Origin of the sequence: Lachnotalea sp. AF33-28 (assembly GCF_003477885.1) — a bacterium.
Classification (GTDB): domain Bacteria; phylum Bacillota; class Clostridia; order Lachnospirales; family Lachnospiraceae; genus AF33-28.
In genome coordinates, this window is the sequence record NZ_QUEE01000002.1 from 460,332 (window position 1) to 485,029 (window position 24,698).

Annotated in this window: 18 protein-coding genes; 12 read left to right on the top strand and 6 right to left on the bottom strand. The window is 50.6% G+C overall.

The features are described from left to right. The first annotated feature begins 40 nt into the window (after nucleotides 1-40). Together DWZ56_RS04485 and DWZ56_RS04490 are read left to right on the top strand one after the other, a co-directional pair. A complete protein-coding gene (locus DWZ56_RS04485; RefSeq protein ID WP_118555168.1) occupies nucleotides 41-1,132 on the top strand; it encodes a hypothetical protein in 1,092 nt (363 codons plus the stop codon). Nucleotides 1,133-1,196: 64 nt separating this feature from the next. Next, nucleotides 1,197-4,034 (top strand): hypothetical protein, encoded by a 2,838-nt coding sequence (locus DWZ56_RS04490; protein WP_147369382.1) that lies wholly within the window; start codon nucleotides 1,197-1,199, stop codon nucleotides 4,032-4,034. A 63-nt stretch (nucleotides 4,035-4,097) separates the two neighbouring features. Here the strand turns inward: DWZ56_RS04490 and DWZ56_RS04495 are convergent, their stop codons facing one another. Both DWZ56_RS04495 and uxuA read right to left on the bottom strand, forming a co-directional pair. Next, nucleotides 4,098-5,708 carry a mannitol dehydrogenase family protein gene (locus DWZ56_RS04495; protein WP_118555170.1) on the bottom strand — a complete coding sequence of 537 codons (1,611 nt, stop codon included), beginning with the start codon at nucleotides 5,706-5,708 and terminating at the stop codon, nucleotides 4,098-4,100. 26 nt (nucleotides 5,709-5,734) lie between these two features. Beyond that, nucleotides 5,735-6,802, bottom strand: coding sequence for a mannonate dehydratase (gene uxuA, locus DWZ56_RS04500; RefSeq protein WP_118555171.1), 1,068 nt, complete (start codon nucleotides 6,800-6,802; stop codon nucleotides 5,735-5,737). A gap of 203 nt (nucleotides 6,803-7,005) precedes the next feature. Here uxuA and DWZ56_RS04505 point away from each other — a divergent pair, with 203 nt between their 5' ends. Further along, complete coding sequence (locus DWZ56_RS04505; protein ID WP_118555172.1) at nucleotides 7,006-7,905, top strand: AraC family transcriptional regulator; 900 nt, start codon at nucleotides 7,006-7,008, stop codon at nucleotides 7,903-7,905. Nucleotides 7,906-7,916: 11 nt separating this feature from the next. Here DWZ56_RS04505 and pflA read toward each other — a convergent pair whose 3' ends face one another. From pflA to pflB, 4 genes are read right to left on the bottom strand one after another with little or no spacing between them, the layout of a single operon-like run. Beyond that, nucleotides 7,917-8,666, bottom strand: a complete 750-nt coding sequence (pflA, locus tag DWZ56_RS04510) for a pyruvate formate-lyase-activating protein (protein ID WP_176928327.1) — start codon at nucleotides 8,664-8,666, stop codon at nucleotides 7,917-7,919. A 60-nt stretch (nucleotides 8,667-8,726) separates the two neighbouring features. Beyond that, nucleotides 8,727-8,966, bottom strand: a complete 240-nt coding sequence (gene grcA3 / locus DWZ56_RS04515) for an autonomous glycyl radical cofactor GrcA3 (protein WP_118555174.1) — start codon at nucleotides 8,964-8,966, stop codon at nucleotides 8,727-8,729. A 46-nt stretch (nucleotides 8,967-9,012) separates the two neighbouring features. Then, entirely contained in the window at nucleotides 9,013-9,234 is a 222-nt protein-coding gene (locus tag DWZ56_RS04520) for a hypothetical protein (protein ID WP_118555175.1), read from the bottom strand. Between the two features lie 11 nt (nucleotides 9,235-9,245). After that, the gene (gene pflB, locus DWZ56_RS04525; protein ID WP_118555234.1) at nucleotides 9,246-11,312 is read right to left on the bottom strand and encodes a formate C-acetyltransferase; all 2,067 of its coding nucleotides are present in this window, start codon (nucleotides 11,310-11,312) and stop codon (nucleotides 9,246-9,248) included. Between the two features lie 473 nt (nucleotides 11,313-11,785). On the opposite strand from pflB, the gene DWZ56_RS04530 reads away from it, so the two are divergent. The 9 genes from DWZ56_RS04530 to alaS all read left to right on the top strand — a co-directional run bounded on the left by DWZ56_RS04530 (nucleotide 11,786) and on the right by alaS (nucleotide 24,679). Continuing rightward, nucleotides 11,786-13,090, top strand: a complete 1,305-nt coding sequence (locus DWZ56_RS04530) for a S41 family peptidase (protein ID WP_118555176.1) — start codon at nucleotides 11,786-11,788, stop codon at nucleotides 13,088-13,090. Nucleotides 13,091-13,175: 85 nt separating this feature from the next. After that, entirely contained in the window at nucleotides 13,176-14,651 is a 1,476-nt protein-coding gene (gene spoIVA, locus DWZ56_RS04535; protein WP_118555177.1) for a stage IV sporulation protein A, read from the top strand. A 790-nt stretch (nucleotides 14,652-15,441) separates the two neighbouring features. Then, complete coding sequence (gene mgtE / locus DWZ56_RS04540) at nucleotides 15,442-16,797, top strand: magnesium transporter (protein WP_118555178.1); 1,356 nt, start codon at nucleotides 15,442-15,444, stop codon at nucleotides 16,795-16,797. 158 nt (nucleotides 16,798-16,955) lie between these two features. Continuing rightward, nucleotides 16,956-18,635: a MutS-related protein gene (locus DWZ56_RS04545; protein ID WP_158584445.1), complete on the top strand. Its 1,680-nt coding sequence runs from the start codon at nucleotides 16,956-16,958 to the stop codon at nucleotides 18,633-18,635. A gap of 87 nt (nucleotides 18,636-18,722) precedes the next feature. After that, nucleotides 18,723-19,196, top strand: a complete 474-nt coding sequence (gene rnhA, locus DWZ56_RS04550; protein WP_118555180.1) for a ribonuclease HI — start codon at nucleotides 18,723-18,725, stop codon at nucleotides 19,194-19,196. Nucleotides 19,197-19,365: 169 nt separating this feature from the next. Next, on the top strand, nucleotides 19,366-20,187 hold the full coding sequence (locus DWZ56_RS04555; RefSeq protein WP_118555181.1) for a lysozyme inhibitor LprI family protein: 822 nt from the start codon (nucleotides 19,366-19,368) through the stop codon (nucleotides 20,185-20,187). Nucleotides 20,188-20,540: 353 nt separating this feature from the next. Further along, a complete protein-coding gene (tyrS, locus tag DWZ56_RS04565; RefSeq protein WP_118555183.1) occupies nucleotides 20,541-21,773 on the top strand; it encodes a tyrosine--tRNA ligase in 1,233 nt (410 codons plus the stop codon). A 65-nt stretch (nucleotides 21,774-21,838) separates the two neighbouring features. Beyond that, nucleotides 21,839-21,991: a hypothetical protein gene (locus tag DWZ56_RS22865; protein ID WP_199679544.1), complete on the top strand. Its 153-nt coding sequence runs from the start codon at nucleotides 21,839-21,841 to the stop codon at nucleotides 21,989-21,991. A gap of 81 nt (nucleotides 21,992-22,072) precedes the next feature. Next, nucleotides 22,073-24,679: an alanine--tRNA ligase gene (gene alaS, locus DWZ56_RS04570; protein ID WP_243095071.1), complete on the top strand. Its 2,607-nt coding sequence runs from the start codon at nucleotides 22,073-22,075 to the stop codon at nucleotides 24,677-24,679. The last annotated feature ends 19 nt before the right edge of the window (nucleotides 24,680-24,698 follow it).

Consider the following 24,698-nt stretch of genomic DNA (forward strand, 5'->3'; position numbering starts at 1 on the left):
TTGCCGCTGATACCGTCTGGATTGTGCTTTTCCTTTCTTTTTGTTCCCTTTAATTAGCCATGAACTGGGTAAAAGCTTCTGTCTGCTGACCCATGTATGGTTTCCGTATCAGGAGGAACTGCTATATGAGGCGCTGAAAGATTTTCCGGCGGATCTGCCATTAATACTGGAACACAATTATACTACAGGTGATTTCAATCCGTATCTGCCGGCGCCGAGGCTGATTGAGCGTCTACCCCATCTAAAGCATGCGGTATGCTATTGCTGCGGTATGGAATACTACGGTTTAAGCCTGATTCCATGCTGCTTTCCGGAAGCGCTGCAGGCTAATCTAAATTACGCGCTGAAGAGCTCGCCTAACATGGAACGCATTGTAGTGCGCCCGATCTGGGACGGGGAAAGCCTGTTAAAAACGCCCAATGAAGTGAATTTATTCGCCCTGCTTAAACTGGCAGGTCATCCCGGGGCGGATACGGAGGAACTGTGGGATGAATGGATAAACAGCAGATACGGCATATCTGACAGGTATATCTGCGAGGAACTGGCGTCCATCCTAAGGGCGTCATACCAAGCGGTAAAGCAAGTGCTGTTTGGGTGCGGCGTACGCATGACGGATCATTCTCATATCCCGGATTACGGCCATCTGGAATCCCGGCTTTACAATTATGGTAAAGCGCTGATCGGCTGGCGGCCGGACCCGGAAAACCAGCAGGCCGTATACGATCTCCTGATCCGCCCAGGAAGAAAGGCTCTGCGAATCAACCGTGAAAACCATGAGAACAGCTTAACACTGATGCGGGAAGCGGCCGGCCGTCTTGATCATCTGCGGGAATATCTGAAGGCAGAGGATTATGAGGACATTAGCGGCCGGTACCGTGATTTTATTTGTTTCATACAGCTGCACCAGCTGGAGCTGGACGCTTATCTGCGGCTTAGGAGGTATCAGAAGGTTAAGGAGCCGGAGAACCGGGAAGTCATCGAACAGGATATTAACCGTCTGGAAGAGTACAGAGCGGATATCCTGTCCGGAAAGATTCCGCCCTGTTATCTGTTTTCACCCGACCATATAGGAAGTTTTACCGAAAGCGTGCGCGGACAGATAACTGGTGCTCCGTCTGGACAGTTCCGCTAATTGTGTGATGCTGTACCGGGAAAGCATGAAAGCCGTGAGTGCTGAGAACGTGGAGGGAAACATATTGGAACTGTGTGAAATGTATCTGAAATCAGGACTGCCCGGATATTTCGTATCCGCCCCGACAGAGGAAAAAGAAGGGATGATCAGTGAGAGGCTTCTGTATACCCAGGCAAACGGACGCGTACTGCTTGGACAGGATACCCTGGGCCGGCTGCATTTTATATCTCTGCCCAGCGAATATGATTATCCATTGCCGGTAAACCATACGGATGCGTCCCGGCATCTCGTGGCCGGCGCAGGCATGTACCGCCAGAATGATTGCGGTCTTTTACCGGGCAGGTTTAGCTATTCATTGGAATTGGAGTCAGGGCATAGGGAAATGGCGGATGAAAACAGTCTGTCCTTTTATCAGAATGATTTTCTTCCTGTAACCAGAACGGTATACGGGGATCTGGAACTGATGGTGTCTTCCTTTGCACCGGTGAATGAGAATGCGTTTCCAACAGGTGAGGATGACAATTCAGTTTGGGGGCCTTCCGGATGCTTTTATACGTTGTCCGCATATAACCGAAGCAAAAAAAGCGTAAGGGGACGCCTTGTGCTTAAGCTTCAGAATGGCCTTCTGATCGGACGGGAAGACAGACGGCAGCCGGATAAAGCGGCGGCCATGCATTGTGACGGGACAGGAGAACATCTGATCTGGCTTGCACATCCGGAGCTGTATGCTGCCATAGAGATGTGCGGCGGCAGGACCGCAGAGGATTTCGGAGAAAGCCCGGATGAAATAAAGGAAAGGCGATGTGAAGCGGCCTTCGAGCTGGAGCCCGGCGTCAGCAAGGAATTTCATACATTCATTGTGCTTGGACACAGCCCGGGTGAATGCAGGGAACAGCTGGCACAATTGTATGCAAAGACGGTGGGGCAGTGGCGTGAGATTGCTCTTGCTTTCTGGGATACAGCGCTTAGTGCTGTCCGCCCAAAGCTGCCGGAACCGGCAAAGCTTACTGGAAAAACGGCAGAATTTGCTGTGAGATGTCTGATTGACAATTTCAATTGCATCCAGACGAACAGAGCAGGTGAAATTATTGTGCACTGGCAGGGCGCACCGGCCCATTACCGTGGAAGAATGTGGGGAATCGACATGGAACCCACCATGGTAAGCCTTCTTTTCGTGTTTCCGCAGCTCGGCGGCAGGATGATCCGCTACGCCCTGAAAGGATGTCTGCCGATGGGAAGTACGTATCCGGATCATTCTGTTCCGATCATGCTGGCGCCGATCATTTTAGCCGGGAAATATCTGGAGCTCACCGGAGATGTGGCATGGTTCCGGAAATATTCGGAGGTCTGCTGCGGACTGAAGCGGCTGTACCGGAAGCTGCGGGAACTGAAGCCACAGGACAGCTGTCTGCTGCCGAGCAGGTATTCCAGCGACGGAAAGGTGAACCGCCGTTATGATTTTGGAGTAAACGTAAAAGCAGCATATGCGCTGTCACTCTATGCGAAGCTGTTACATGCATTGGGAGAAGAAGGTGGCGAAGCGCAAATATGGGGGGAAGAGATAAGATCCTCGTTGCAGGTTATGGCGGTGAAAGGCCCGTTTGGACCGCAGATCAGCGGAGGGACCAACCTGGGGGAACAGAGTGATTTCTACATTAAGGAGGACATCCCTTATTATGACGGCGAGGATACAGCATCGGCTATGGCCGGAGTATACGGCATTCTTCCTTATAATAATAATCTATGGGAAAATTACCGGATCTTTGCACAGTCTCTATGGCTGACAAACTATGAGCCGGAGACCGGGGGAATCCGATGGTACCCATGGGGAGGCAACGTCGACGGCACCTCCTATGTCAGCAGGATTATATCGACCCGGCAGAAAAAAGAGCAGCTGGAGGGTCTGGACTGTATGTTTAGCTGCGCAGTGGCCGAAAATGGCTCTCTGTACTGGTGGCCCATGGGAACGGATCATGTGAGGAAGGCCACAAGATGCAGTCAGGGTCAGGGCTTTTTTCTGTGGAATTATCTGGAGAGCTGGCTGGGAATCCGTGTGGATGCTGCCAAACGGTGTATGTATCTGAAACCGTGTGGAATTTACGACAATATTCGCATCACAGACGGACAGTTAGGCGCTTTTCGTTTTTCACTGGAATATGACAGAAACGGCAGCACGCTGAGTTTCAGGTTCCAAAATTTGTTAAGCTATGAAATTATGCTGATGATCGCCGGAGAGCATGAAACATCCATTCCGGTCCCCTCTAAGGAAACAGTAGAAGGGACAGTGAAAAGCTTCCCTGAAGCTTGTGAGGATCTGCAGAGGAAAATCGTGTACAAAGAAGCTGAACTGGCAGGCATAGAAGGTGTGGCTCTGACCAGTTACGGAAACCGGCTGTCAATACGGGAAAACTGTGGCTATTGCTGCGCACAGCTGCCGTTTGTGCTGTGCAACGGCAGCGGGGCAGCCTTAGAAGAGATCCGATACGAACTTTCAGTGCCGTCCGGAAGAAAAATAATGAAAAAGCAAGAGAGTCTCTGGGATGATAATTTTTCTTTCCTTAAGTCATCCCTACAGACTGGACATATAAAGAGCGTTCTGGATGGCCGAAGGCAAACGCTGCATTTCTGGATGGAATTACTTCCAGGAGAAAAGGAAGTATGGATAACGCCGATTGCATTATCGTTTTGCAGTATGGAGAAAGGAATTGCGGAAAGAACCGTCCATATCTGCAAGTATGGTTGCCACGAGTACCATTTGGAGGAATCTGTTTGTCTGCGGCTGATCTGGCGTCAGAACGGTCAGGAAATGCAACGGCAGCTGATACTGCCGATTCGATATGATGAACCGAAAGAATATAAGCGGATAACAAGAGAGGTGTTTGGAACGCTGGAAGAAGCTTAATGCAGAATCAGCCTGTGCCAGACTGAAATGGCCTGACACAAGCTGATTTTTTGTATTTTACTGTTAAGCCAGATGTTTTTCCAGTGTGGCGGCAACCGCACCGTTTCCGGCGGTCAGTTCTTTAAAGTAGGATTTCACTAAATCAGCCAATCCCGCTTCAAACAGATCCACGCCGAAGATTCTGCTGTCGCGCAGCAATTCATCCAGACAGGACAGATCCGCGTCAGGATCGCCCAGACGGATGCCGGCGATGCAGGGACGCACGGTTTCCAAAAGGGGATCGGGGCTTAAAGTAAATTCCTTTCCGCAATCGTCCACCGCCATCAGATAGCGGAGCCAGCCCGCAAATACCAGCGGAATCATCTTCAGATTCTTTACATCCAGGTCAGGATTTGCCTGATAGGCTTTGATGGTTTCACCGAAACGGATCGCCAGCTTCTGTGAAGTATCGGTTGCGATGCGCTGGGGAGAATCCGGCATAAACGGGTTGGGGATGCGGATGCCCAGCACTTCGTCGATGAAGCTCCTGGGCCGGATGATACCGGGATCCACCACCACGGGGAGGCCTTCCTCATATCCGATGATTTCCACCAGCTTTTTAAGCAGAGGATTTTTCATCTCATCGCAGATCAGATGATAATCCAGGAGGCATCCGTAGATGGCCAGCGCGGTGTGCAGAGGATTTAAGCAGGTGCATACCTTCATCTTCTCCACCTTGTCCACGGTCTCTCTGTCGGTGAAGATGATTCCGCCCTTCTCAAGCGCTGGCCTGCCGTTCGGGAAATCGTCCTCGATCACCAGATACTCGCATTCTTCTGCGTTAACAAAGGGAGCCACATAGGTATTTTTGCTGGTCACAACCGGATCAAGACCATCTATACTGTCCTTTTTCAGGAGTTCCTGGACGGTCGGGTCCGGCCTGGGGGTGATCTTGTCAATCATGGTCCAGGGAAAGGAAACTGCCTTTGAGTCCACATAATCGCAGAAGCCTTCCTCCGCCAGCCCCCTTTTGCACCATGCGCGAGCGAATTCGCTGACAGCGTGGCAGAGCTTGTCACCGTTGTGGGAACAGTTGTCCATGCTCACCAGGGCGATGGGCAGGCGGCCGTTTTTATACCTTTCATAGATCAGGGAAACCACCTTGCCCAGATAGCTCTCCGGTTTTGCCGGTCCGGCCTCATAGTCGGCGGCCACCAAAGGAAGCAGGCCGCCTTTGCCGTCGGTCAGGCTGTAGCCCTTTTCCGTGATGGTGAAGCTGGCCATCTGCAGGGAGGGGGAGCAAAAGATTCCCTTCAGTCGGCTGTACTCTGCTTCATCCTGGCTGTCCAGTATCAGCGATTCCACAATGGAGCCCACCACCGTTTTTTCAATGCTTCCGTCCGCCTTGAGCGTGACCAGGATGCCCAGATTGTCATGGGGGCGGTACATCTTGTCAATGATCTCATAATCGTAGCCCTCAGCGGCGATGAGCCCAGTGGACAGCACGCCTTCCTCTATGAGCTTCTGTGCCACATTGGCCTGAAAGGCGCGGAAGATATTGCCGGCGCCGAAATGAATCCACTGCGGGTTTTTCATTGTATTTTCAAGCACTGCTTCACGGTCAAAATCCGGCAGTTCATAGCCGGCCTGCTGCCAGCTCTCTCTGTCCAGTAACCCCTGATTTGTCAATTCCATACGATTTAACTTCCTTTCCGGTATTTTTACCTATGGCTTTTTACAATCGCTTCCCACAGCCCGTTTAAATAGGCCGCACCCAGCGCCCTGTCATAAAGGCCGTATCCGGGCATGGCAACTTCATCCCAGATCATGCGCCCGTGATCCGGACGGATCGGTCCATTAAAACCGATGTCATACAGCGCCAGCATGATTTCATACATATCAAAGCTGCCGTCGGAAGAGAGGTGTGCGGACTCTTCAAAATCCGTAGGGGTGTTGAATTTCAGATTGCGCACATGGGCAAAATGGATTCTTCCTTTCAGGGAACGGATCATATCCGGCAGGTCGTTTTCCAGATTGGTGCCGTAGGATCCGGAACAGAAGGTAACGCCGTTGTGCGGATTATCCACCATCTTCATCATGCGCAGTATGTTTTCTTTATTGATGATGATGCGGGGCAGCCCGAACACGCTCCAGGCAGGATCATCGGGATGGATCGCCATATTGATATCGTATTTGTCACATACAGGCATGATCCGTTCCAGGAAATATTTCAGGTTGGCGAACAGCTTTTCGTCATCCACATCCTTATACATCGCGAACAGATCCTTGATTTTTGCCATCCGCTCCGGTTCCCAGCCGGGCAGAATCGATCCGTTGGAATCCGCTTCGATGGATGCGAACATGTCTTCCGGATTCAGTTTATCCACCGCTTCCTGGGTGTAAGCGAGCACGGTGGAACCGTCCGGGCGGACCCTGGCCAGTTCCGTGCGTGTCCAGTCAAATACCGGCATGAAATTATAGCAGACCATATGGATATCCGCCTGTCCCAGGCGCTCCAGCGTGGTGATGTAGTTGTCGATATACTGTTCCCTGTCGGGAGAACCCACCTTGATCGCGTCGTGGATATTGACGCTTTCAATCCCCAGCAGTTTTAACCCGGCGTCTTCAATTTCGTTCTTTAAAGCCAGGATCTTGTCCGTCTCCCAGGCTTCTCCGGGCACGGAATCATAGAGCGTGGAGATAACGCCGGTCACGCCCGGGATCTGGCGGATCTGTTTTAAGGTCACCGTGTCAAATTTGCGGCCGTACCATCTTAAGGTCATGTCCATAATAAAATACCTCTTTTCCTAAAATATTAAATCGCTATTGCCAAATTTCATATGAGACTATTATAATATAGTTGCATATGCTTGAAAAGTTTTTAAATTGCTGTATATATTGCAAAAATTGCGCATATGCCACATCGTTCCACTAATGTTAGGGTACCGGAAAATTGGGATTTTATACTTTAAAGGAAAGGACAGCACAGCATATGAGCAAAAATTTTACCAAATATATGTTGCCGGAGGATGAACGGCAGTATATGCTGGACGACCAGTTTGAGATATACGAAAAACACGGCGCGCCCATCGGAGCTACAGGCATACATACGCATAATTTTTATGAACTGATCTATGTGATGGAAGGGGAGTTCTCCAGTTTTATTGAGAATTCTACTTATAATCTGAAAAAGGGGGATTTTCTGCTGATCGATCAGAATGTCATGCACCGCTATCATTATGTGGAGAAGAAGCATGATCATTCCCGGAGAATTGTGCTGTGGATGAAAAGGGATATGTTAAGGCAGATGTCATCGGAGGATGTGGATTTAAGCAGATGCTTCACAGAGAAGGGCAGCGGTGCGTATCATTTTCCGATTTACTATGAAGAGATGCTGCGCGGCATGCTGATGAAAATCGCGCTGGCGGATTCGCCGGAACTGATGCATATCAAGGGGAAAAAGCTGCTGGATAAATCTTATCTCACCCTGTTTTTTGTGTATCTGAATGAGCTTTGCTGCCGGGAAGAATTTTATTTTTCCGAGGAGGAACTGGTGAGCCACCCGCTTGTGAAGGAGGTTTCGGACTACGTGGATTGTCACGTCGAAGAAACTATTTCGGTCGATCAGCTCGCCTGTCATGTGAATATGAGCAAGTATCATTTCCTTCGCAGATTTAAGGAACTGACCGGCATGACGGTCCACAGCTTCATCAATAACAAGCGCCTGATCCTGGCCTGTGAAAAGATCCGCAGGAACTGTCCGATCACGCAGGCCTATCAGAGCGCAGGATTCACAGATTATTCTTCCTTTTACCGGAATTTCAGGAGCGTTTATGGGCTCTCACCCAAGGATTACCGGAAATATTATATTCACGGTGAAGGAACGGATTAAAAGAGGAACGCTCATCCGCCCTGGCGTGTCTCTTTAATGCTGCGCAGGATTACCTTTTTTGCGCGCAGCGCCTCCTCTTTTGGAAGCGCCTCCACGCCCTCAAGCGGATAGGGGATGCCAAGGTTCTGATATTTTACAGCTCCCATGGTGTGGTAGGGGAGCACATCGAGCGCTTTTACGTTGCCAAGGCTGCCGATAAATCTGCCCAGCGCGTTCAAATACTCATCGTGATCGGTGATGCCGGAAACAACGACATGACGGATCCACACGGGCTTTCCGATTCGGTCCAGATAGCGGGCGAAGGAGAGGATGCGGTTGTTGCTGTGCCCGGTCAGTTTCTTATGACCGTCCGGGTCAATATGCTTGATATCGAGCAGGATCAGATCCGTGAAGCTCATGAGCTTGTCCAGTTTTTCCATATAGGAGGCATTTGTCTCCTGGAAGGTGATGCCGGAGGTATCGATGCAGGTGTGGATGTTTTTCTGTTTCGCCTTTTCAAACAGCTCCAGAAGGAAATCCAGCTGCAGCATGGGTTCTCCGCCGGTGGCGGTGATGCCGCCGGTACGGTAATAAGAACGGTTGCGCTCAAATTCGGCAATCAGCTCATCCGCGCTGTATTCTGTACCGAGTCCGGGATCCCAGGTGTCCGGATTGTGACAGTACTGGCAGCGCATCGGACATCCCTGAAAAAAGATGACAAAACGGATGCCCGGCCCGTCCACGGTTCCAAATGATTCAATAGAATGAATTCGCCCTCTCATCACTGCACCTCATTTCAAAAGAATCAGGGGCCGCTTACGGCAGCCCCTATTGATTCCTATTCACATGCTTTCGTGGAACGTACGGGCGATGATATCGTCCTGCTGTTCCTTTGTCAGTTTGATAAAGTTCACCGCGTAGCCGGAAACGCGTACGGTGAGCTGCGGATATTTCTCCGGATGCTTCTGCGCGTCCAGAAGGGTGTCCCTTGTAAATACATTGACATTCAGGTGATGTCCGCCTTTTTCCGCATATCCATCCAACAAAGCTACCAGATTATCCACCTGCTGTTCGTTTACCATAACATATTCCTCCATAAGTTTACTGGCGGGAGACGGCGGGGAAACTTTATTCCCCGTCATCGTCGGCATCCAGCCCCTGCATCAGAGTGGGGACCTGGCAGGCCATTCCCTGCTGGCAGTCGTTGCTCTGGGTTTTTACAACCGTCTTTTCCAAAACGACACCGCCGTCTTCGTGTACCTCAATATTCATGTGGCCGCCGCCGCTCTGCATAAAATCATCCAGCAGGGCCACAATATCGTCTATTTTTGCATCGTCTTTATCAGCCATCCGTGATCCCCTTACTGTTTCTCATCCAAAGCATCCAGGTCAATGTCCAGATCCACATTTAGGTCGCCGGAGAAGATCTGATCCTCTTTGCCCAGCGCGCCCGGAACGATGGAGAAAGTATTGGAAATGCCGTCCTGTGCATCGGTGAAAGGCAGTTTTGCAACGGAGCTTAGGGAAGCCACCGCGCCGTGGGAATCCCGGCCGTGCATCGGGTTAGCTCCCGGCGCAAACGGCTGTCCGTGCACACGTCCGTCCGGCGTGGAGCCGGTGTGCTTGCCGTATACCACATTGGATGTGATGGTCAGGATGGACATGGTCGGCACGCCGTCGCGGTAGGTAGGCTGCTTGCGGATCATATTCATAAATGTGTGGACAATGTTTCTTGCGATATTATCCACGCGGTCATCGTCGTTGCCGTATTTGGGGAAGTCTCCTTCCACCTGATAATCCACGACAATGCCGTTTTCATCGCGGATACATTTCACCTTCGCATATTTAATGGCGCTTAAGGAATCGGCTACAACGCTTAAACCTGCGATACCGGTGGCGAAATAACGCTTTACATCCTTGTCATGCAGCGCCATCTGGATCTTTTCATAGCAGTATTTATCATGCATGTAATGGATGACGTTGAGCGTGTTCACATACAACTCGGCCAGCCATTCCATCATATCCAGATATTTGCTCATCACATCGTCATAGTCCAGATAATCTCCGGTAACCGGACGGAATTTCGGTCCGACCTGCTTCTTGCTGACTTCATCCACACCGCCGTTGATCGCGTAGAGCAGGCATTTAGCCAGATTTGCGCGGGCGCCGAAGAACTGCATTTCCCTGCCGATCCTCATGGAGGATACGCAGCAGGCGATGGCATAATCATCGCCGTGGGTCACGCGCATGAGATCGTCGTTTTCATACTGGATGGAAGAAGTCTTGATGGACATCTTGGCGCAGTATCGTTTGAAGTTCTCCGGAAGGCGGGGAGACCAGAGCACGGTCATGTTCGGCTCCGGTGCGGTTCCCAGATTGTCCAGTGTATGCAGGTAACGGAAGGACATCTTGGTCACCATGGGGCGGCCGTCGATGCCCACACCGCCGATGGACTCGGTAACCCATGTGGGGTCTCCTGAGAACAGGGCGTTGTATTCCGGTGTACGCGCAAATTTAACCAGGCGCAGCTTCATGATAAAATGGTCCACAAATTCCTGGATCTCGTCTTCTGTAAAGGTGCCGTTTCTTAAATCTCTTTCGGCATAGATATCCACAAAAGTGGAGGTGCGGCCAAGGCTCATGGCAGCGCCGTTCTGCTCCTTGACAGCTGCCAGGTATCCGAAATAGATGGCCTGGATCGCTTCTTTTGTATTGCTTGCCGGTCTGGAGATATCGCAGCCGTAGATTTCCGCCAGCTTCTTTAAATCGTTTAACGCGCGGATCTGTTCCGCAAGCTCTTCCCTGTCCCGGATGACATCGGCGCTCATGACGATGGGAGTGGAGTTAACCTGCTCCTTTTTATCCTCAATCAGCAGATCCACGCCGTACAGAGCGATACGGCGGTAATCGCCGATGATACGGCCTCTGCCGTAGGCGTCCGGAAGCCCTGTGATGATATGGTTGGAACGGGCAGCTCTCATTTCCGGCGTATAAACGTCAAATACACCGGCATTGTGCGTCTTTCTGTGTTTGGTGAAGATCTCGACGATTTCCGGATCCACCTCATAGCCGTTTTCCTGGCAGGCCTTCTGGGCCATGCGGATGCCGCCGTAGGGCTGCAGAGAACGCTTAAATGGCTTGTCCGTCTGAAAACCTACGATCTTTTCCAGGTCCTTGTTGAGATAGCCTGGGCCATGGGAAGTGATGGTGGATACCACTTTCGTATCCATATCCAGCACGCCGCCGGCCTCTCTTTCCTGACGGGACAGATCCATAACCTGGTCCCAAAGCTTTTTCGTCGCATCCGTAGGTCCGCATAAAAATGATTCATCCCCTTCATAAGGGGTGAAGTTATTCTGAATAAAATTTCTTACGGTGATGGTTCTAAGCCATTTGCCGCCCTTAAAACCATCCCATTCTGGTCGCATTTCCATAGATTTTCCTCCTTTAGACAGCTATCAGGTAACTGTGCATATCGAAAAACACCTGCTGAAGTTATTTTCGACAGGAATGTGAAAAAAATGTATAAAAACCGCACTTCTTTTTACATATCCTGCATATAGAGCTTTTTGATAAAAACAATCAACATATGGTGTTCCTCATCTCCTCATGCACAGATTATAGTGCATAGGTGTGCATGCGTCAAGCACATAAATGCGGTTTGTTGTATTTTATTTTATACAATTCGACAAATAATTAACAAACACGCAGGATCAGACGCTGCCATTTCCGCGCAGTCCGATCCTTTTAAAACCCAGCCTTTCCCATAGGCATCCAGAGTCAAATGTGCGGTTCTTGACTGGCGGACCATGACGGAGATGCTGCAGCCGTAATTTGATTGCTTTCCTTGGGATACGGGGATATAATAGAAGTGATAAGTGGATCGGGGGAGGGAAACCGGATGAAAAGAATAGTATCCGCAGCGCTGGTGTTTATATGTGCATTGCCGATTGTGCTTGCCGGATGCAATGGCACCAGCCGGGAAGCTTTGGATCTGATGGACGGATACCGGGCAGATGAGCGGGCAGTCCTGGAGTATGTGCCGCCGGATTATGTGCCTTGGGAAGAATGGACGGATCTTACCGGCGAGCAGGCCCTCGAGGACTACGACTATATGTGGGCTATGCTGTGGAAAAATGCCTCTTTTTTATGGCTGCTGGACGATAATAAGGCCTATACGGGAGTGGATGCCGCATATCTGGCGGAATCCGCTTATACGGCGCGCAGGGAGATAGAGGCGGCCGGAAGGATGTCCCGCAGTCATTTCGCCGAACTCATTAGCAAAGGATTTGGAAAACTGCTGGGCTACGGCCATCTGGGCGTGCTGGGGCCGGAGGTGTATTTTTTGCTCTATCAATCATTATCCGGCATAGGAGAAGGGGTCAGCCACGGCTTCTATCATCGATACGCCGGTCTGCTGGCTAACCGTAAATCCGTAGAGGTATATAACCGCTGGAGGGAAGTGCTTAAAGAAGAGGGTTATACAGGAAATCCGGCTGCCGGGGACGGGGCCGTTACTGTCTCATCTAAGGAAGGCATACCGTATATCAGGGTAAGCACCTTTTCGTATCCCGATGAAGCGGCTTTGAAAGAAGCCTGCGGACAGATGGCGGACTTCTGCCGGGACAACGCGGACGCCGGGCATCTGATCATCGATATCCGTGGAAACGGCGGCGGCAACGATGAGGCCTGGATCAACGGATTTGTGGTGCCGCTGCTGAAAAAGCATACGTTATACACCCTGGAGCAGATGTCGGCCGCCGGCCCTTTTTCAACTTATCTGCGGGGGGAAATTGACGGCTGGGGGACGCAGGTGACGGAGGAGAGGGCGGACATGCCCGAAGGCTTCCGCTATCATGGCAAAAGCCAGGTCCTCTATCGGGCCGGAAGCGGCTATACGGGTTTTAAAGGCCGTATCTGGCTGCTCACAGATCAAGCGGCTGCGTCCGCCTCGGATGCGTTTGCGGCATTCTGCAAAGACACGGGGTTTGCAACTGTGGTCGGGACCAGGACCAGAGGGGGAGGCTACGCCAGCCAGCCTGTCGCGCTGCCGCTTCCAAACAGCGGGCTGTTCGTCTTTTTCGAGGATATTGCGGGGCTGAATGAGGATGGAACCTGTAATTCCTTTACAGGCACGCCGCCGGATATAGAGACGGAAGAGGACGCTCTCTTAAAATGTCTGGAGCTGATTAAAAACGGCGGATGACGGGGCTGAAGTTTTCGACGGCGGGCGTTCATAAATCAAAACCCCTTCGCATATATAGTAATAGTATATATGGAAGGGGTATTTTATGGACAATTTTAATGTATACAAAGACATTCAGGCCCGCACCAAAGGAGAGGTATATATCGGCGTCGTGGGACCTGTCAGGACCGGCAAGTCTACCTTCATCAAGCGCTTTATGGATCTTATGGTGCTGCCGGGGATGGAAGATGAGCACGACAAAGCCAGGACCAGAGATGAACTGCCACAGTCAGCGGCGGGAAAAACCATCATGACGACCGAACCCAAGTTTATACCCAAGGAAGCGGCTAAGGTCACAATCGGTGACGACACACAGGTGAGCATACGGCTCATCGACTGCGTCGGCTATATGGTGGACGGCGCCACCGGTCATGTGGAGAACGATGAGGAGCGCATGGTGAAAACGCCCTGGTTTGATTATGAAGTGCCCTTTTCACAGGCGGCAGAGATCGGGACCAAAAAGGTAATCAACGATCATTCCACCATCGGCATTGTGATTACAGCGGACGGCAGTTTCGGTGAGATCCCGCGGGAAAACTACATGGCGCCGGAAGAAAAGACAATACGGGAATTAAAGGCGCTGGGCAAACCGTTTATCGTGCTCTTAAATTCCGAGCGCCCCTATTCGGATGATACGGCCCAGACCGCGGCCCAGATGGCGCAGCAATACGGCGTAACGGTGATGCCCGTCAACTGTGCACAGCTGAAAAAAGAGGATATCCACCGAATTATGGAAGAGGTGCTGTATGAGTTCCCTGTGGTGGAGATGGATTTTCATATACCAAAATGGGTGGAAATCCTGCCGGACAGCCACTGGCTGAAGGAACAGATGGTGAGCGCCGTTAAAACCATCATATCCCGGATTACATATATTAAGGACGTGATTTCAGAGAATCTGTCCCTGGATAACGACAATATAAACGCCATACAGATCCAGAGAAAGGACTTGAGCAACGGAACGGTCAGCGTCAGCGTGGTGATGAAGCCGACACTCTATTATGATACGATCAGCGAATATACCGGCATGCCCATAAGCGGCGAATATCAGCTGATGAAAACCATCCGGGAATTTGCGAGACAGAAGGACGAATATCAGAAGGTAAAAAACGCGCTGGATGCCGTGCGGTTTAAGGGCTATGGAGTTGTGATGCCGGATAAGGCGGAGATATCCCTGGATGAACCGGAGGTAATTAAGCATGGCAACAAGTTCGGCGTCAAGATGAAGGCGGAGGCTCCGGCCATCAATCTGATCAAATCCAATATCGAGACAGAGATCGCGCCGATCGTCGGCGATGAGCGCCAGGCTGAGGATCTGATCGCATATATTAAGGAAAATGCCAAGTCCGGGGAAGAAGGAATCTGGAGCACCAATATTTTCGGGAAATCCATCGAGCAGATCGTGGAAGACGGGATTCAGGCCAAGATCTCCCAGATGACCGATGAATGCCAGCAGAAGCTGCAGGATACACTGCAGAAGATCATCAATGACAGCAACGGCGGCATGATCTGCATCATTATATAAAAGGAATACAGCCAAGAGAATCGGCGGCAGCGTGTGAACAGTAACGCTGTTGCTACGTAAAATAGGTAACAGTTCAGACATCCGATGTGAAAAATAACACAAAAACAGTCTTATGAGCAAGTTCAACGCCTGCTTTTGTACTATTTTTCCTGCCGTATGAACTGTTAGTTACTGTCTGTTCACGGCTGCCGATAAAGCAGCGTATGACAGGGCAGAGTATGGTCCTCATAGGGATCCCTTGAAGCCCGCCGGTTCTTTCGCTGCGTAGTTTGCAGCGTTAGAACCGTTGCGCGCTTCACGGAGCGAGAGCGCGTCCCTATGAGGACCATACTCTGCCCTGTCATTCGCGGTAGGTTTACGACAACCGTGAATAGTAACAACTGTTACGTAAAATAATGAAAAAAGGAGAAAAACTCTTGAAAAGCTTATAAAAAAGTGTTATTCTCCTAATAACGCGATATTGAAGCCAATAACGATCAATTTACATCGAATGAGGAGGCTCGCACCGGGCAGCCAGATCTCGTTTGGTGACAGAAAGAAGGAGGGAAAATAAGTGGACATATGCGGTCGAAGTTCAAAACCGGACAGTGATATTCACCCGCGGAGTAGCTGCGCCGTTATGCCGCTTATCAGGAACTCTGGCGTAATGGCGTAAAACGCAATCTGAATATCACCGTGTGGAAGACAGCCGGATGGATCATCCGGTGTTTTTTGCACGGTTTTTGTCCGTTTGGGACTTCCTTCGGAGATTCAGCTTAACTTACACTTACATGAACAGGAGGATGCACCAATGGAAAGAGAATTTGAATATGATTTCGAAAGACTGTTAGAACTGCTGGAAAGCAGAAATTACAGGGAGCTGAAGGCGGCCCTTGCCGATGAGAACGAGGTGGATATCGCGGATTTTATCGAACGGCTGCCCCAGGAAAAGGCGACGGTCTGCTTCCGCACGCTTCCCAAGGAGCTGGGGGCCGAAGTGTTTTCCAATCTTCCTACGGAGACACAGCAGGTGATCATCGGTTCCATCACGGATAATGAGCTGACGGAGATCGTGGAGGATCTGTTTGTGGACGATGCCGTGGATATGCTGGAGGAGCTGCCGGCCAATGTGGTAAAGCGGGTTTTGAAAAATGCCAAGCCAGAAACCAGACAGCTGATCAACCAGTTTTTAAATTACCCGGAGAATTCCGTGGGCAGCATCATGACCGCGGAGTTCATCGATCTTCGCAAAACGATGACAGTCAGCGATGCGATCAAACGGATCCGCCGAACAGGAGAGGACTGTGAATCCATCTATACCTGCTATGTGATGGATAACAGCCGCTGTCTGGAAGGCGTGGTAACAGTCCGGGAGCTCCTGCTGGCATCGGACGACGATATCATCGGCAGCCTGATGGAGCCGGATGTGATCACAGCACTCACAACGGATGACCGGGAAGAGGCCGTACAGAGGATGATGAAATACGATTTCATCACCATGCCGGTGGTTGACCATGAAAACCGCCTGGTGGGCATTGTGACGGTCGATGATGTTATGGATGTCATGGAAGAGGAGGCCACCGAGGACTTTGAAAAGATGGCTGCGATGGCGCCGTCGGAAAAGCCCTATTTAAAAACAAATGTTTTCGCGCTTGCCAAAAACAGGATCGTCTGGCTTCTGGTGCTCATGATATCGGGCATGATCACAGGCGGAATCCTGGGCAGATATGAGGCCGCCTTCGCCATCATGCCCATGCTTGTGACCTTTATTCCGATGCTGACGGACACCGGCGGCAATGCCGGCAGCCAGAGCAGTACGCTGATCATCCGCGGCATGGCCATCGGGGACATCACGCCGAAGGATTTCTTTAAAGTCCTCTGGAAGGAACTGCGGGTCAGCCTTCTGGTGGGCGTGGTTTTAAGCCTGGTTAATTTTGTGCGCCTTGTCATCACATATCCGGGCAACGAGATGATAGCCTTTACAGTGGCTATCGCTCTGCTGGCCACCGTGGTCATGGCTAAAACAATCGGCGGCGTGCTTCCTATGGCGGCAAAACTGCTGCATGCGGATCCGGCGATTATGGCCGCCCCGCTGATCACCACGATCGTAGACGCCTTTTCACTGATCATCTACTTTAACGTCGCCCAGGCGCTGCTGCATTTATAGTTACTCTTCACGGCGGCCGATAAAGCAGCCATGTCAGTAACCATATATGGTAACAGCGGATACGGATAAAAATGCAATGCACTCTCCACAACAGCGGAAAAGTATGCTAAAATGAATTATTATTGAGCATGCCAAACATGGACAGGATGGGAGACAAAATGGAAAGATGGATGATTATAGCGATATTTTTTCTGTTGGTTGTTGGAGTTTACGTCTATATGGAATACCGCAGAAGGCAGAACAGGAAACGGCTTTTAGAGAAAATCAGAGCGTCCTGGGGAGAAGTGCCTGAGCGTGAGTATACGCTGGATGAGTTCGGAAAGATCTCGCATTATTTCCGCAAATCCATGGATGAGAGCTTTTCCATCGACGACATCACATGGAACGATCTGGAGATGGACGATGTTTTCATGTGTATGAACCACACCTATTCTTCTCTGGGAGAGGAATATCTCTATAAAATGCTTCGTAAGCCGGTATTTGACGAGAAGGTCCTGGCGGAGCGGGAGAAGCTGATCAGCTATTTCCAGAACCCGCAGAACAGGGAAAAGCGGGAGAAGATACAGGTGGATTATGCAGGAATCGGCCGCACGAACAGGATCGCCATGGCGGACTATCTGTATAATTTTGTTGGGCTTGAAACGGACGGCAACGCAAAGCACTACATCCAGATTCTGGTGCTGCTCGCGTCCTTTGTGGGAATCTTTTTTTATCCGCAGCTTTTCGTACTGATCTTTATTTTTGCTATGGGATGGAGCATAAAAACCTATTACGATGATAAGAAGCTGGTGGAGAACTATTTTTCCTGCATTCAATATCTGCTTTTAATGACAAAATTCGGAGCGGATATTGCAAAGCTGGAAATTGAGGAACTAAAGCCCTATGCCGAGGTGATCGCCCAGGTGTGCAGAAAGCTGAAGCCGATGAATAAAAAGGCATTTTGGATCAATGCATCCGGCAGCGGCTCCATGGTGGACCTGTTTATGGATTATTTCCGCCTGGTATTCCATGTGGATCTGATTGCGTTTAATTCGCTGGTGAAATATGCTAAAGAATACCTGCACGATATCGAAAACCTCATCGATCAGCTGGGAATAGTGGAGAGCTGTATTGCGGTGGCGTCCTTTAGGGAAAGCATGAGCTATTATGCTGTTCCGAAGCTTTTGCATGGAAAAGGCGCTCATTTCCATGCGGATAACCTGTATCATCCCATGATAGAAGAGCCGGTGGCCAACAGCATACACGAGGATCGCTCCGTGCTCGTTACCGGCTCCAATGCGTCCGGCAAATCCACTTTCCTAAAGACTGTAGCGCTCAACGCGGTGCTGGCTCAGACCGTAAACACAGTGCTGGCGGAAAGCTATGAAGCTAATTATTACCGGGTGTTTTCCTCCATGGCGCTTAGGGACGACCTGCAGGGCCAGGAGAGCTATTATATAGTAGAAATCAAGTCTCTGAAGAGAATTCTGGACAGCATTAACGAGGAAGCGCCCATACTCTGTTTTGTGGATGAAGTGCTTAGGGGAACCAATACGGTGGAGCGTATCTCCGCCTCTTCCCATATCCTGCAGAATCTGTCCAGCAGAAATGTGATGTGTTTTGCGGCAACGCACGATATTGAGCTCACCCATATGCTGGAACAGATCTACTCCAACTATCATTTCAGCGAAGAGATTATGGACGACGACATACTGTTTAACTATGTGCTTTACAAGGGGCGCGCAACGACGAGAAATGCCATTAAACTGTTAGGCATTATGGGCTACAGCGAGGAGATCATCAGCCAGGCGGAACAAACCGCGGCCAGATTCCTCAAAGAGGGCACTTGGACATTATAACAGCGGGGTATGCCATATGCGGCAGATCTCTGTATGCCGCCGGTGTTTCCTCTGTAAGCATGATGGAATCGGGAGGATATCAAGATTATGGATGTAAAAATATATACGGACGGGGCTGCCAGAGGAAATCCGGACGGCCCCGGCGGGTATGGCGCGATCCTGCAGTACGTGGACGGCAGCGGAACCCTGCATGAAAAAGAGTTGTCCCGCGGTTATAAGAAGACCACCAACAACCGGATGGAGCTGATGGCCGCCATCGCCGGCCTGGAGGCTTTAAACAGGCCCTGCAGGGTGCAGCTGCATTCGGATTCCAGCTATCTTGTAAATGCGTTCAACCAGCACTGGATTGAAGGTTGGATCAAGAAGGGGTGGAAACGCGGCAAAAATGAGCCGGTAAAAAACGTAGATCTTTGGAAACGCCTTCTGGCGGCAAAGGCTCCGCATCAGGTGGAGTTTATCTGGGTAAAGGGGCATAACGGGCATCCTTTAAATGAGCGGTGCGACGTGCTGGCTACCACAGCGGCGGACGGCGATGAGCTGTGGGTGGATGAGGGCGTTTAAACAGCGGGAAAATAGCCATTTCCTTCTGGCGAAACTTTACAAACTGCTTACAATCTCTTACGTCTTTATTTTCGCTATTTCCTTTTTGCAAACTGTGTGATATCTTAGATTTCAGAAGGAAATTCATGTCTTGCAGCAGCTGCTGCATTAGTTGGGAAGGCGAATTCACATGAGCAAGAGACAATGGACAATCACTCTGATCATCATCCTGCTGCTGGTGGTCGGAACAGGGGTGACACTGGTCAATAAAAAATATATCGACCGCCATTTTAATTACGCTGTGGAGATAACGCAGACAAAGTCTGCATCCAGTGCGGAGCGGGGATCGGACAGCCCGGCGGAAGAAACGAAGGGCAATGAAACTCTGGCCGCCGGTGTCAGCGGAGCGGGTCAGAAGGAAACGCAGGCACAGGACGCACAGGAAGGCGCCGCAGGCGCTGCAAACAGATCGGAAGATCAGGCGGCTCCGGCCGACCTGAAAGATTCCTATGATACCGGCACAGTGAACGAAAATTTACAGAAGGCTGAGTCGGAATCCGAGGAAGAACTGCCGGTCATAACTCAGGAAAAAACGGTTCTGATGGAGTCCACCTCCGGATATCTTTCATCCGAGGATTATTATCAAAAGCTGGACAGCATGGAACAGCAGATCAAAAAGACCTGGTCAGACCTAAAAAAACCTACGGTGCAGGATGAAAAAGCGGTGGCCCAGTATGAATATAAGCTCTGGGACGATGAATTAAATTATATATACCGGGAGCTTCGTTCCAATCTGACAGAAGAGGAATTTGATCAATTGCGCCAGGAAGAAAAGGCCTGGCTTAAAGTTCGGGATCAGACTGCCGACAGCGCTGCCATGGCCGCCAACACCACCAACGAGCAGGAGCTTCATTACACCCTGTCCCTGACCGCTACCACCAAAGAGCGCACCTATGAACTGGCCGAGATGTATTTCGACTATATAGAAAAACATCCCATTGCGGGAAGGTAAATTTACGTTATCGACAAAGCCCTGAATCCGTACATCAACTGCTGCGGATCCGGGGCTTTTTTCAATAGGAAATTCCTTACCTTTGTTCTATCATCATAGGAATTTCTGCCTATGATATAAAAAAGCCCTCCAGACAGGATGTACGCTTGCGTGAAGATGTAATATGCCGCTATGCGGCCGCGCCAGGCAAAGGGCTTGGAGTACTGTAAGGCATAGCCCGCACGGCTCTTATGCCGCTTTTTTTGTGAGCCGGATACTTGATAAATCCGTCTCACTATGATAGGATAAGTGGAAAAGCAGGAATAGCTTCCGATATAATAAAGAGAAATAAAGTAACCCAGGAGGAATGACGGATGTCAACTAACGTTTATGACGTGCTGGTGGAGAGAGGTTTTATTGAGCAGGCCACCAACGAAGAGGAGATCAGAGAATTACTTGGTAAGGGACCGGTTACCTTTTATATAGGGTTTGATGCGACCGCTGACAGCCTGACCGCAGGGCATTTCCTGACCATTATGGCGATGATGCATATGCAGCGCGCGGGGCATAGGCCGATTGCGCTGTTAGGCGGCGGCACCACAATGGTAGGTGACCCCAGCGGCAAAACCGACATGAGAAAGATCATGACAAAGGAAACCATTCAGCACAATGCGGACTGTTTTTACCGTCAGCTGTCCAGATTTATCAAGTTTGACAATGACAGCGCAATCATTGAAAACAACGCGAATTGGCTTTTAAACTTAAATTATGTGGATTTCTTAAGGGAGGTGGGCGCGCATTTCAGCGTAAACCGCATGCTCACCGCCGAGTGTTACAAACAGAGGATGGAAAAAGGGCTGACCTTCTTTGAATTCAACTATATGGTAATGCAGTCCTACGACTTTTTGGTGCTGAACCAGAAATACGGCTGCTGCCTGGAGATGGGCGGCAATGACCAGTGGTCCAACATAATCGGCGGGGTGGAGCTGATCCGCAGAAAAGAAGGAAAGCCTGCTTACGGCCTGACCTTTAAGCTTTTGACCACCAGCGAGGGCATCAAGATGGGCAAGACTATGAAGGGTGCGGTATGGCTGGATCCGGAGAAGACCTCCCCCTACGAATTCTATCAGTACTGGAGAAACATCGAAGATGTAAAGGTGGAGGAGTGCCTTGGCCTGCTGACTTTCCTGCCTATGGATGAGGTGAGACGGCTCGGAGCGCTTGAAGGATCTGAAATCAATAAAGCCAAGGAAGTGCTCGCCTATGAGATCACTAAGATTGTACATGGTGAAGAGGAGGCCAGAAAGGCACAGGAGGCTGCCAAAGCGCTGTTTGTACAGGGCGCGCACAGCGAAGATATCCCTACTACGGCGTATCCTGCCGATGTATTTGAGAAGGGCATCGACCTGATCACCATGTTAGTGGACAGTAAACTGGCCCCTACGCGTTCCGAGGGCAGGAGACTGATCCTGGGCGGAGGAGTCGTGGTGAACGGTGAAAAGGAAACGGATTTTGCCAAAACCTATACACCGTCCGATTTTAATGAAAACGGGGTAATCCTGATTAAAAAGGGTAAAAAAGGATACCATCAGTTTAAAGCGGAATAATTTTAACCGATTAGGCGGCGGTATGTTTAAACCGCTGCGAATAATTGCCTAAAGGAGGTGGGAACATGCCTGCATTTTTAAGTTCCTTGATCTGGTATACTATAAAGTTTGTATTTTTAATCGCTGTTATGGTGGCCGCAGTGGTATGCGGCAAGAAATTCAGAGATCATAAGGATGCTAAAAACGCGGCGTCAAGCGCCGCAGAGACAAAAGAATGACCGAAATAAAAGAGTGACCGAAACAAAAGAAACAGTGGAGGAAAGATCGTGAAAGCATACGGCGTAAATGAACTTAGAAGGATGTTTCTGGAATTTTTCGAAAGCAAGGGACATCTGGCATTAAAGAGCTTTTCCCTGGTTCCGCACAACGATAACAGCTTGCTGCTGATCAACTCAGGGATGGCTCCTCTTAAGCCATATTTCACCGGGCAGGAGATTCCGCCCAGAAAGAGGGTGACCACCTGCCAGAAGTGCATCCGCACCGGTGATATTGAAAATATCGGAAAGACAGCGAGACACGGCACTTTTTTTGAAATGCTGGGAAATTTTTCATTCGGGGATTATTTTAAACAGGAAGCCATTGCCTGGTCCTGGGAATTTTTAACCCAGGTGGTCGGTCTGGACCCGGACCGCCTGTATCCTTCTGTCTATCTGGAGGATGACGAAGCGTTTGATATCTGGAATAAAGAGATCGGCATTCCGGCCGAACGAATTTTCCGTTTCGGTAAGGAGGATAATTTCTGGGAGCACGGCGCAGGCCCCTGCGGTCCCTGTTCCGAGATCTATTATGACCGCGGTGAAAAATACGGCTGCGGTAAGCCTGGCTGTACAGTTGGCTGCGAATGTGACCGCTATATAGAGGTTTGGAACAACGTATTCACGCAGTTTGAGAATGACGGACACGGTAACTATACCGAGCTGTCACAGAAAAACATCGATACCGGCATGGGGCTGGAGCGTCTGGCCGTGGTGGTCCAGGATGCGGATTCCCTGTTTACGGTGGATACCAATAAGGCTTTGCTGGACCGGGTATGCGAGCTGGCCGGCAAAAAATATCTGGAAGATCCTAAGACGGACATGTCCCTGCGCATTGTAACAGACCATATTAAATCCTGTACCTTCATGATATCCGACGGCATCATGCCATCCAACGAGGGCAGGGGCTATGTCCTGCGCCGTCTGCTGCGCCGGGCTGCCCGCCACGGAAGGCTTCTGGGAATCGAAGGCAGATTTCTGGCGAACCTTAGCGAGACCGTAATCAGCATGTCCAAGGACGGCTATCCGGAACTGGATGAGAAGAAGGCCATGATCTTTAAGGTGCTGTCTGAAGAGGAAGATAAATTCAACAAAACCATAGATCAGGGGCTCGGTATCCTTCAGGATATGGAAGCGGCTTTAGAGGCCGCCGGCAGCAAGACGCTGTCCGGAGAGGATGCCTTTAAGCTCTACGATACTTACGGATTTCCGCTGGATCTGACGAAGGAGATTCTGGAAGAAAAGGGATTTGCGATCGACGAAGACGGCTTTACTGCATGTATGAAAAAGCAGAAGGAAACTGCCAGAGCTGCCAGAAAAACCACGAATTATATGGGAGCGGATGCTACCGTTTACGATGAGATCGATCCGGCGGTCACCACCGGTTTTGTGGGCTATGATCATCTGGAATATGTTTCAAAGATCACGGTGCTGACGACGCCCGATGAGCTGGTGGAAGCTCTGACCGACGGGCAGGAGGGCACGATTATTACGGAGGAAACACCGTTTTACGGCACCATGGGCGGCCAACAGGCGGATACCGGAATCATCCGGACCGATACGGCAGAGTTCACGGTCAATGATGTGATCCATCTAAAGGGTGGTAAGGTCGGTCATGTAGGTGTGGTGACTTCGGGGATGTTTAAAACTGGGGATCAGGTAAAGCTGATTGTAAACCGCACAAACCGCGCCGATACCTGTAAGAACCACAGCGCAACTCATCTGCTGCAGAAGGCGCTGCGCACCGTGCTGGGATCCCATGTGGAGCAGGCCGGTTCACTGGTCACTGCGGACAGGCTGCGTTTTGACTTCACACATTTTTCCGCCATGACCCCGGAAGAGATCACGCAGGTAGAAGCGATTGTAAACGCAGAGATTGCCAACGGCCTGGAAGTGGAAACCAGGGTGATGAGCATTGAGGATGCTAAGAAATCCGGCGCGATGGCCCTGTTTGGAGAGAAATACGGGGACAGCGTGCGCGTTGTCAGCATGGGCGAATTTTCCAGAGAACTGTGCGGCGGTACGCATGTGAAGAATACAGGCTCCATATCCGCGTTTAAGATCGTTTCCGAAGGCGGCATCGCTGCCGGTGTGCGCAGAATTGAGGCCCTGACCGGTGAAGGCGTGTTCCGGTATTACCGGGAGGTAGAGAAGGAACTCCATGAGGCGGCCGCAGCAGCGAAGACGGACGCTGCGGGACTGGTAAAGAAGATACAGACGCTTTTTGCGGATATCAAGGCATTGCAGTCGGAAAATGAGAAATTAAAGAGCCGGCTGGCAAAGGATGCGCTGGGCGATGTGATGGATGACATAAAGGAGATCGGCGGCGTGAAGGTGCTCACGGCCAAGCTGGAAGGCGTGGATATGAACGGCCTTAGAAATCTTGGCGACCAGCTGAAGGAAAAGCTGGGAGAGGGCGTTGTGGTGCTGGCTTCTGCAGCGGAAGGCAAGGTAAACCTGATCGCCATGGCAACCGACGCGGCGATGAAGGCAGGAGCTCATGCCGGCAACTTGATCAAGTCCATAGCCGGGGGCGTTGGAGGGGGCGGCGGCGGAAGGCCGAATATGGCCCAGGCCGGCGGCAAAAATCCCGCCGGAATCGACGATTGTTTGAAGAAAGCGGAAGAAGTTTTGAAAGAACAGGTAAAATAAGCAATTTCCTGTTGACGAA

Bases quoted from the DNA above. Each gene is read 5' to 3' on its own strand.
- rnhA (WP_118555180.1), top strand. From the start codon at position 18,723: ATGGATGTAAAAATATATACGGACGGGGCTGCCAGAGGAAATCCGGAC.
- DWZ56_RS04495 (WP_118555170.1), bottom strand. From the start codon at position 5,708: ATGGAATTGACAAATCAGGGGTTACTGGACAGAGAGAGCTGGCAGCAG.
- DWZ56_RS04520 (WP_118555175.1), bottom strand. From the start codon at position 9,234: ATGGCTGATAAAGACGATGCAAAAATAGACGATATTGTGGCCCTGCTG.
- DWZ56_RS04555 (WP_118555181.1), top strand. From the start codon at position 19,366: ATGAGCAAGAGACAATGGACAATCACTCTGATCATCATCCTGCTGCTG.
- tyrS (WP_118555183.1), top strand. From the start codon at position 20,541: ATGTCAACTAACGTTTATGACGTGCTGGTGGAGAGAGGTTTTATTGAG.
- alaS (WP_243095071.1), top strand. From the start codon at position 22,073: ATGTTTCTGGAATTTTTCGAAAGCAAGGGACATCTGGCATTAAAGAGC.
- DWZ56_RS04505 (WP_118555172.1), top strand. From the start codon at position 7,006: ATGAGCAAAAATTTTACCAAATATATGTTGCCGGAGGATGAACGGCAG.
- uxuA (WP_118555171.1), bottom strand. From the start codon at position 6,802: ATGGACATGACCTTAAGATGGTACGGCCGCAAATTTGACACGGTGACC.
- pflB (WP_118555234.1), bottom strand. From the start codon at position 11,312: ATGCGACCAGAATGGGATGGTTTTAAGGGCGGCAAATGGCTTAGAACC.
- pflA (WP_176928327.1), bottom strand. From the start codon at position 8,666: ATGAGAGGGCGAATTCATTCTATTGAATCATTTGGAACCGTGGACGGG.
- mgtE (WP_118555178.1), top strand. From the start codon at position 15,442: ATGGAAAGAGAATTTGAATATGATTTCGAAAGACTGTTAGAACTGCTG.
- grcA3 (WP_118555174.1), bottom strand. From the start codon at position 8,966: ATGGTAAACGAACAGCAGGTGGATAATCTGGTAGCTTTGTTGGATGGA.
- spoIVA (WP_118555177.1), top strand. From the start codon at position 13,176: ATGGACAATTTTAATGTATACAAAGACATTCAGGCCCGCACCAAAGGA.
- DWZ56_RS22865 (WP_199679544.1), top strand. From the start codon at position 21,839: ATGCCTGCATTTTTAAGTTCCTTGATCTGGTATACTATAAAGTTTGTA.
- DWZ56_RS04530 (WP_118555176.1), top strand. From the start codon at position 11,786: ATGAAAAGAATAGTATCCGCAGCGCTGGTGTTTATATGTGCATTGCCG.
- DWZ56_RS04545 (WP_158584445.1), top strand. From the start codon at position 16,956: ATGGAAAGATGGATGATTATAGCGATATTTTTTCTGTTGGTTGTTGGA.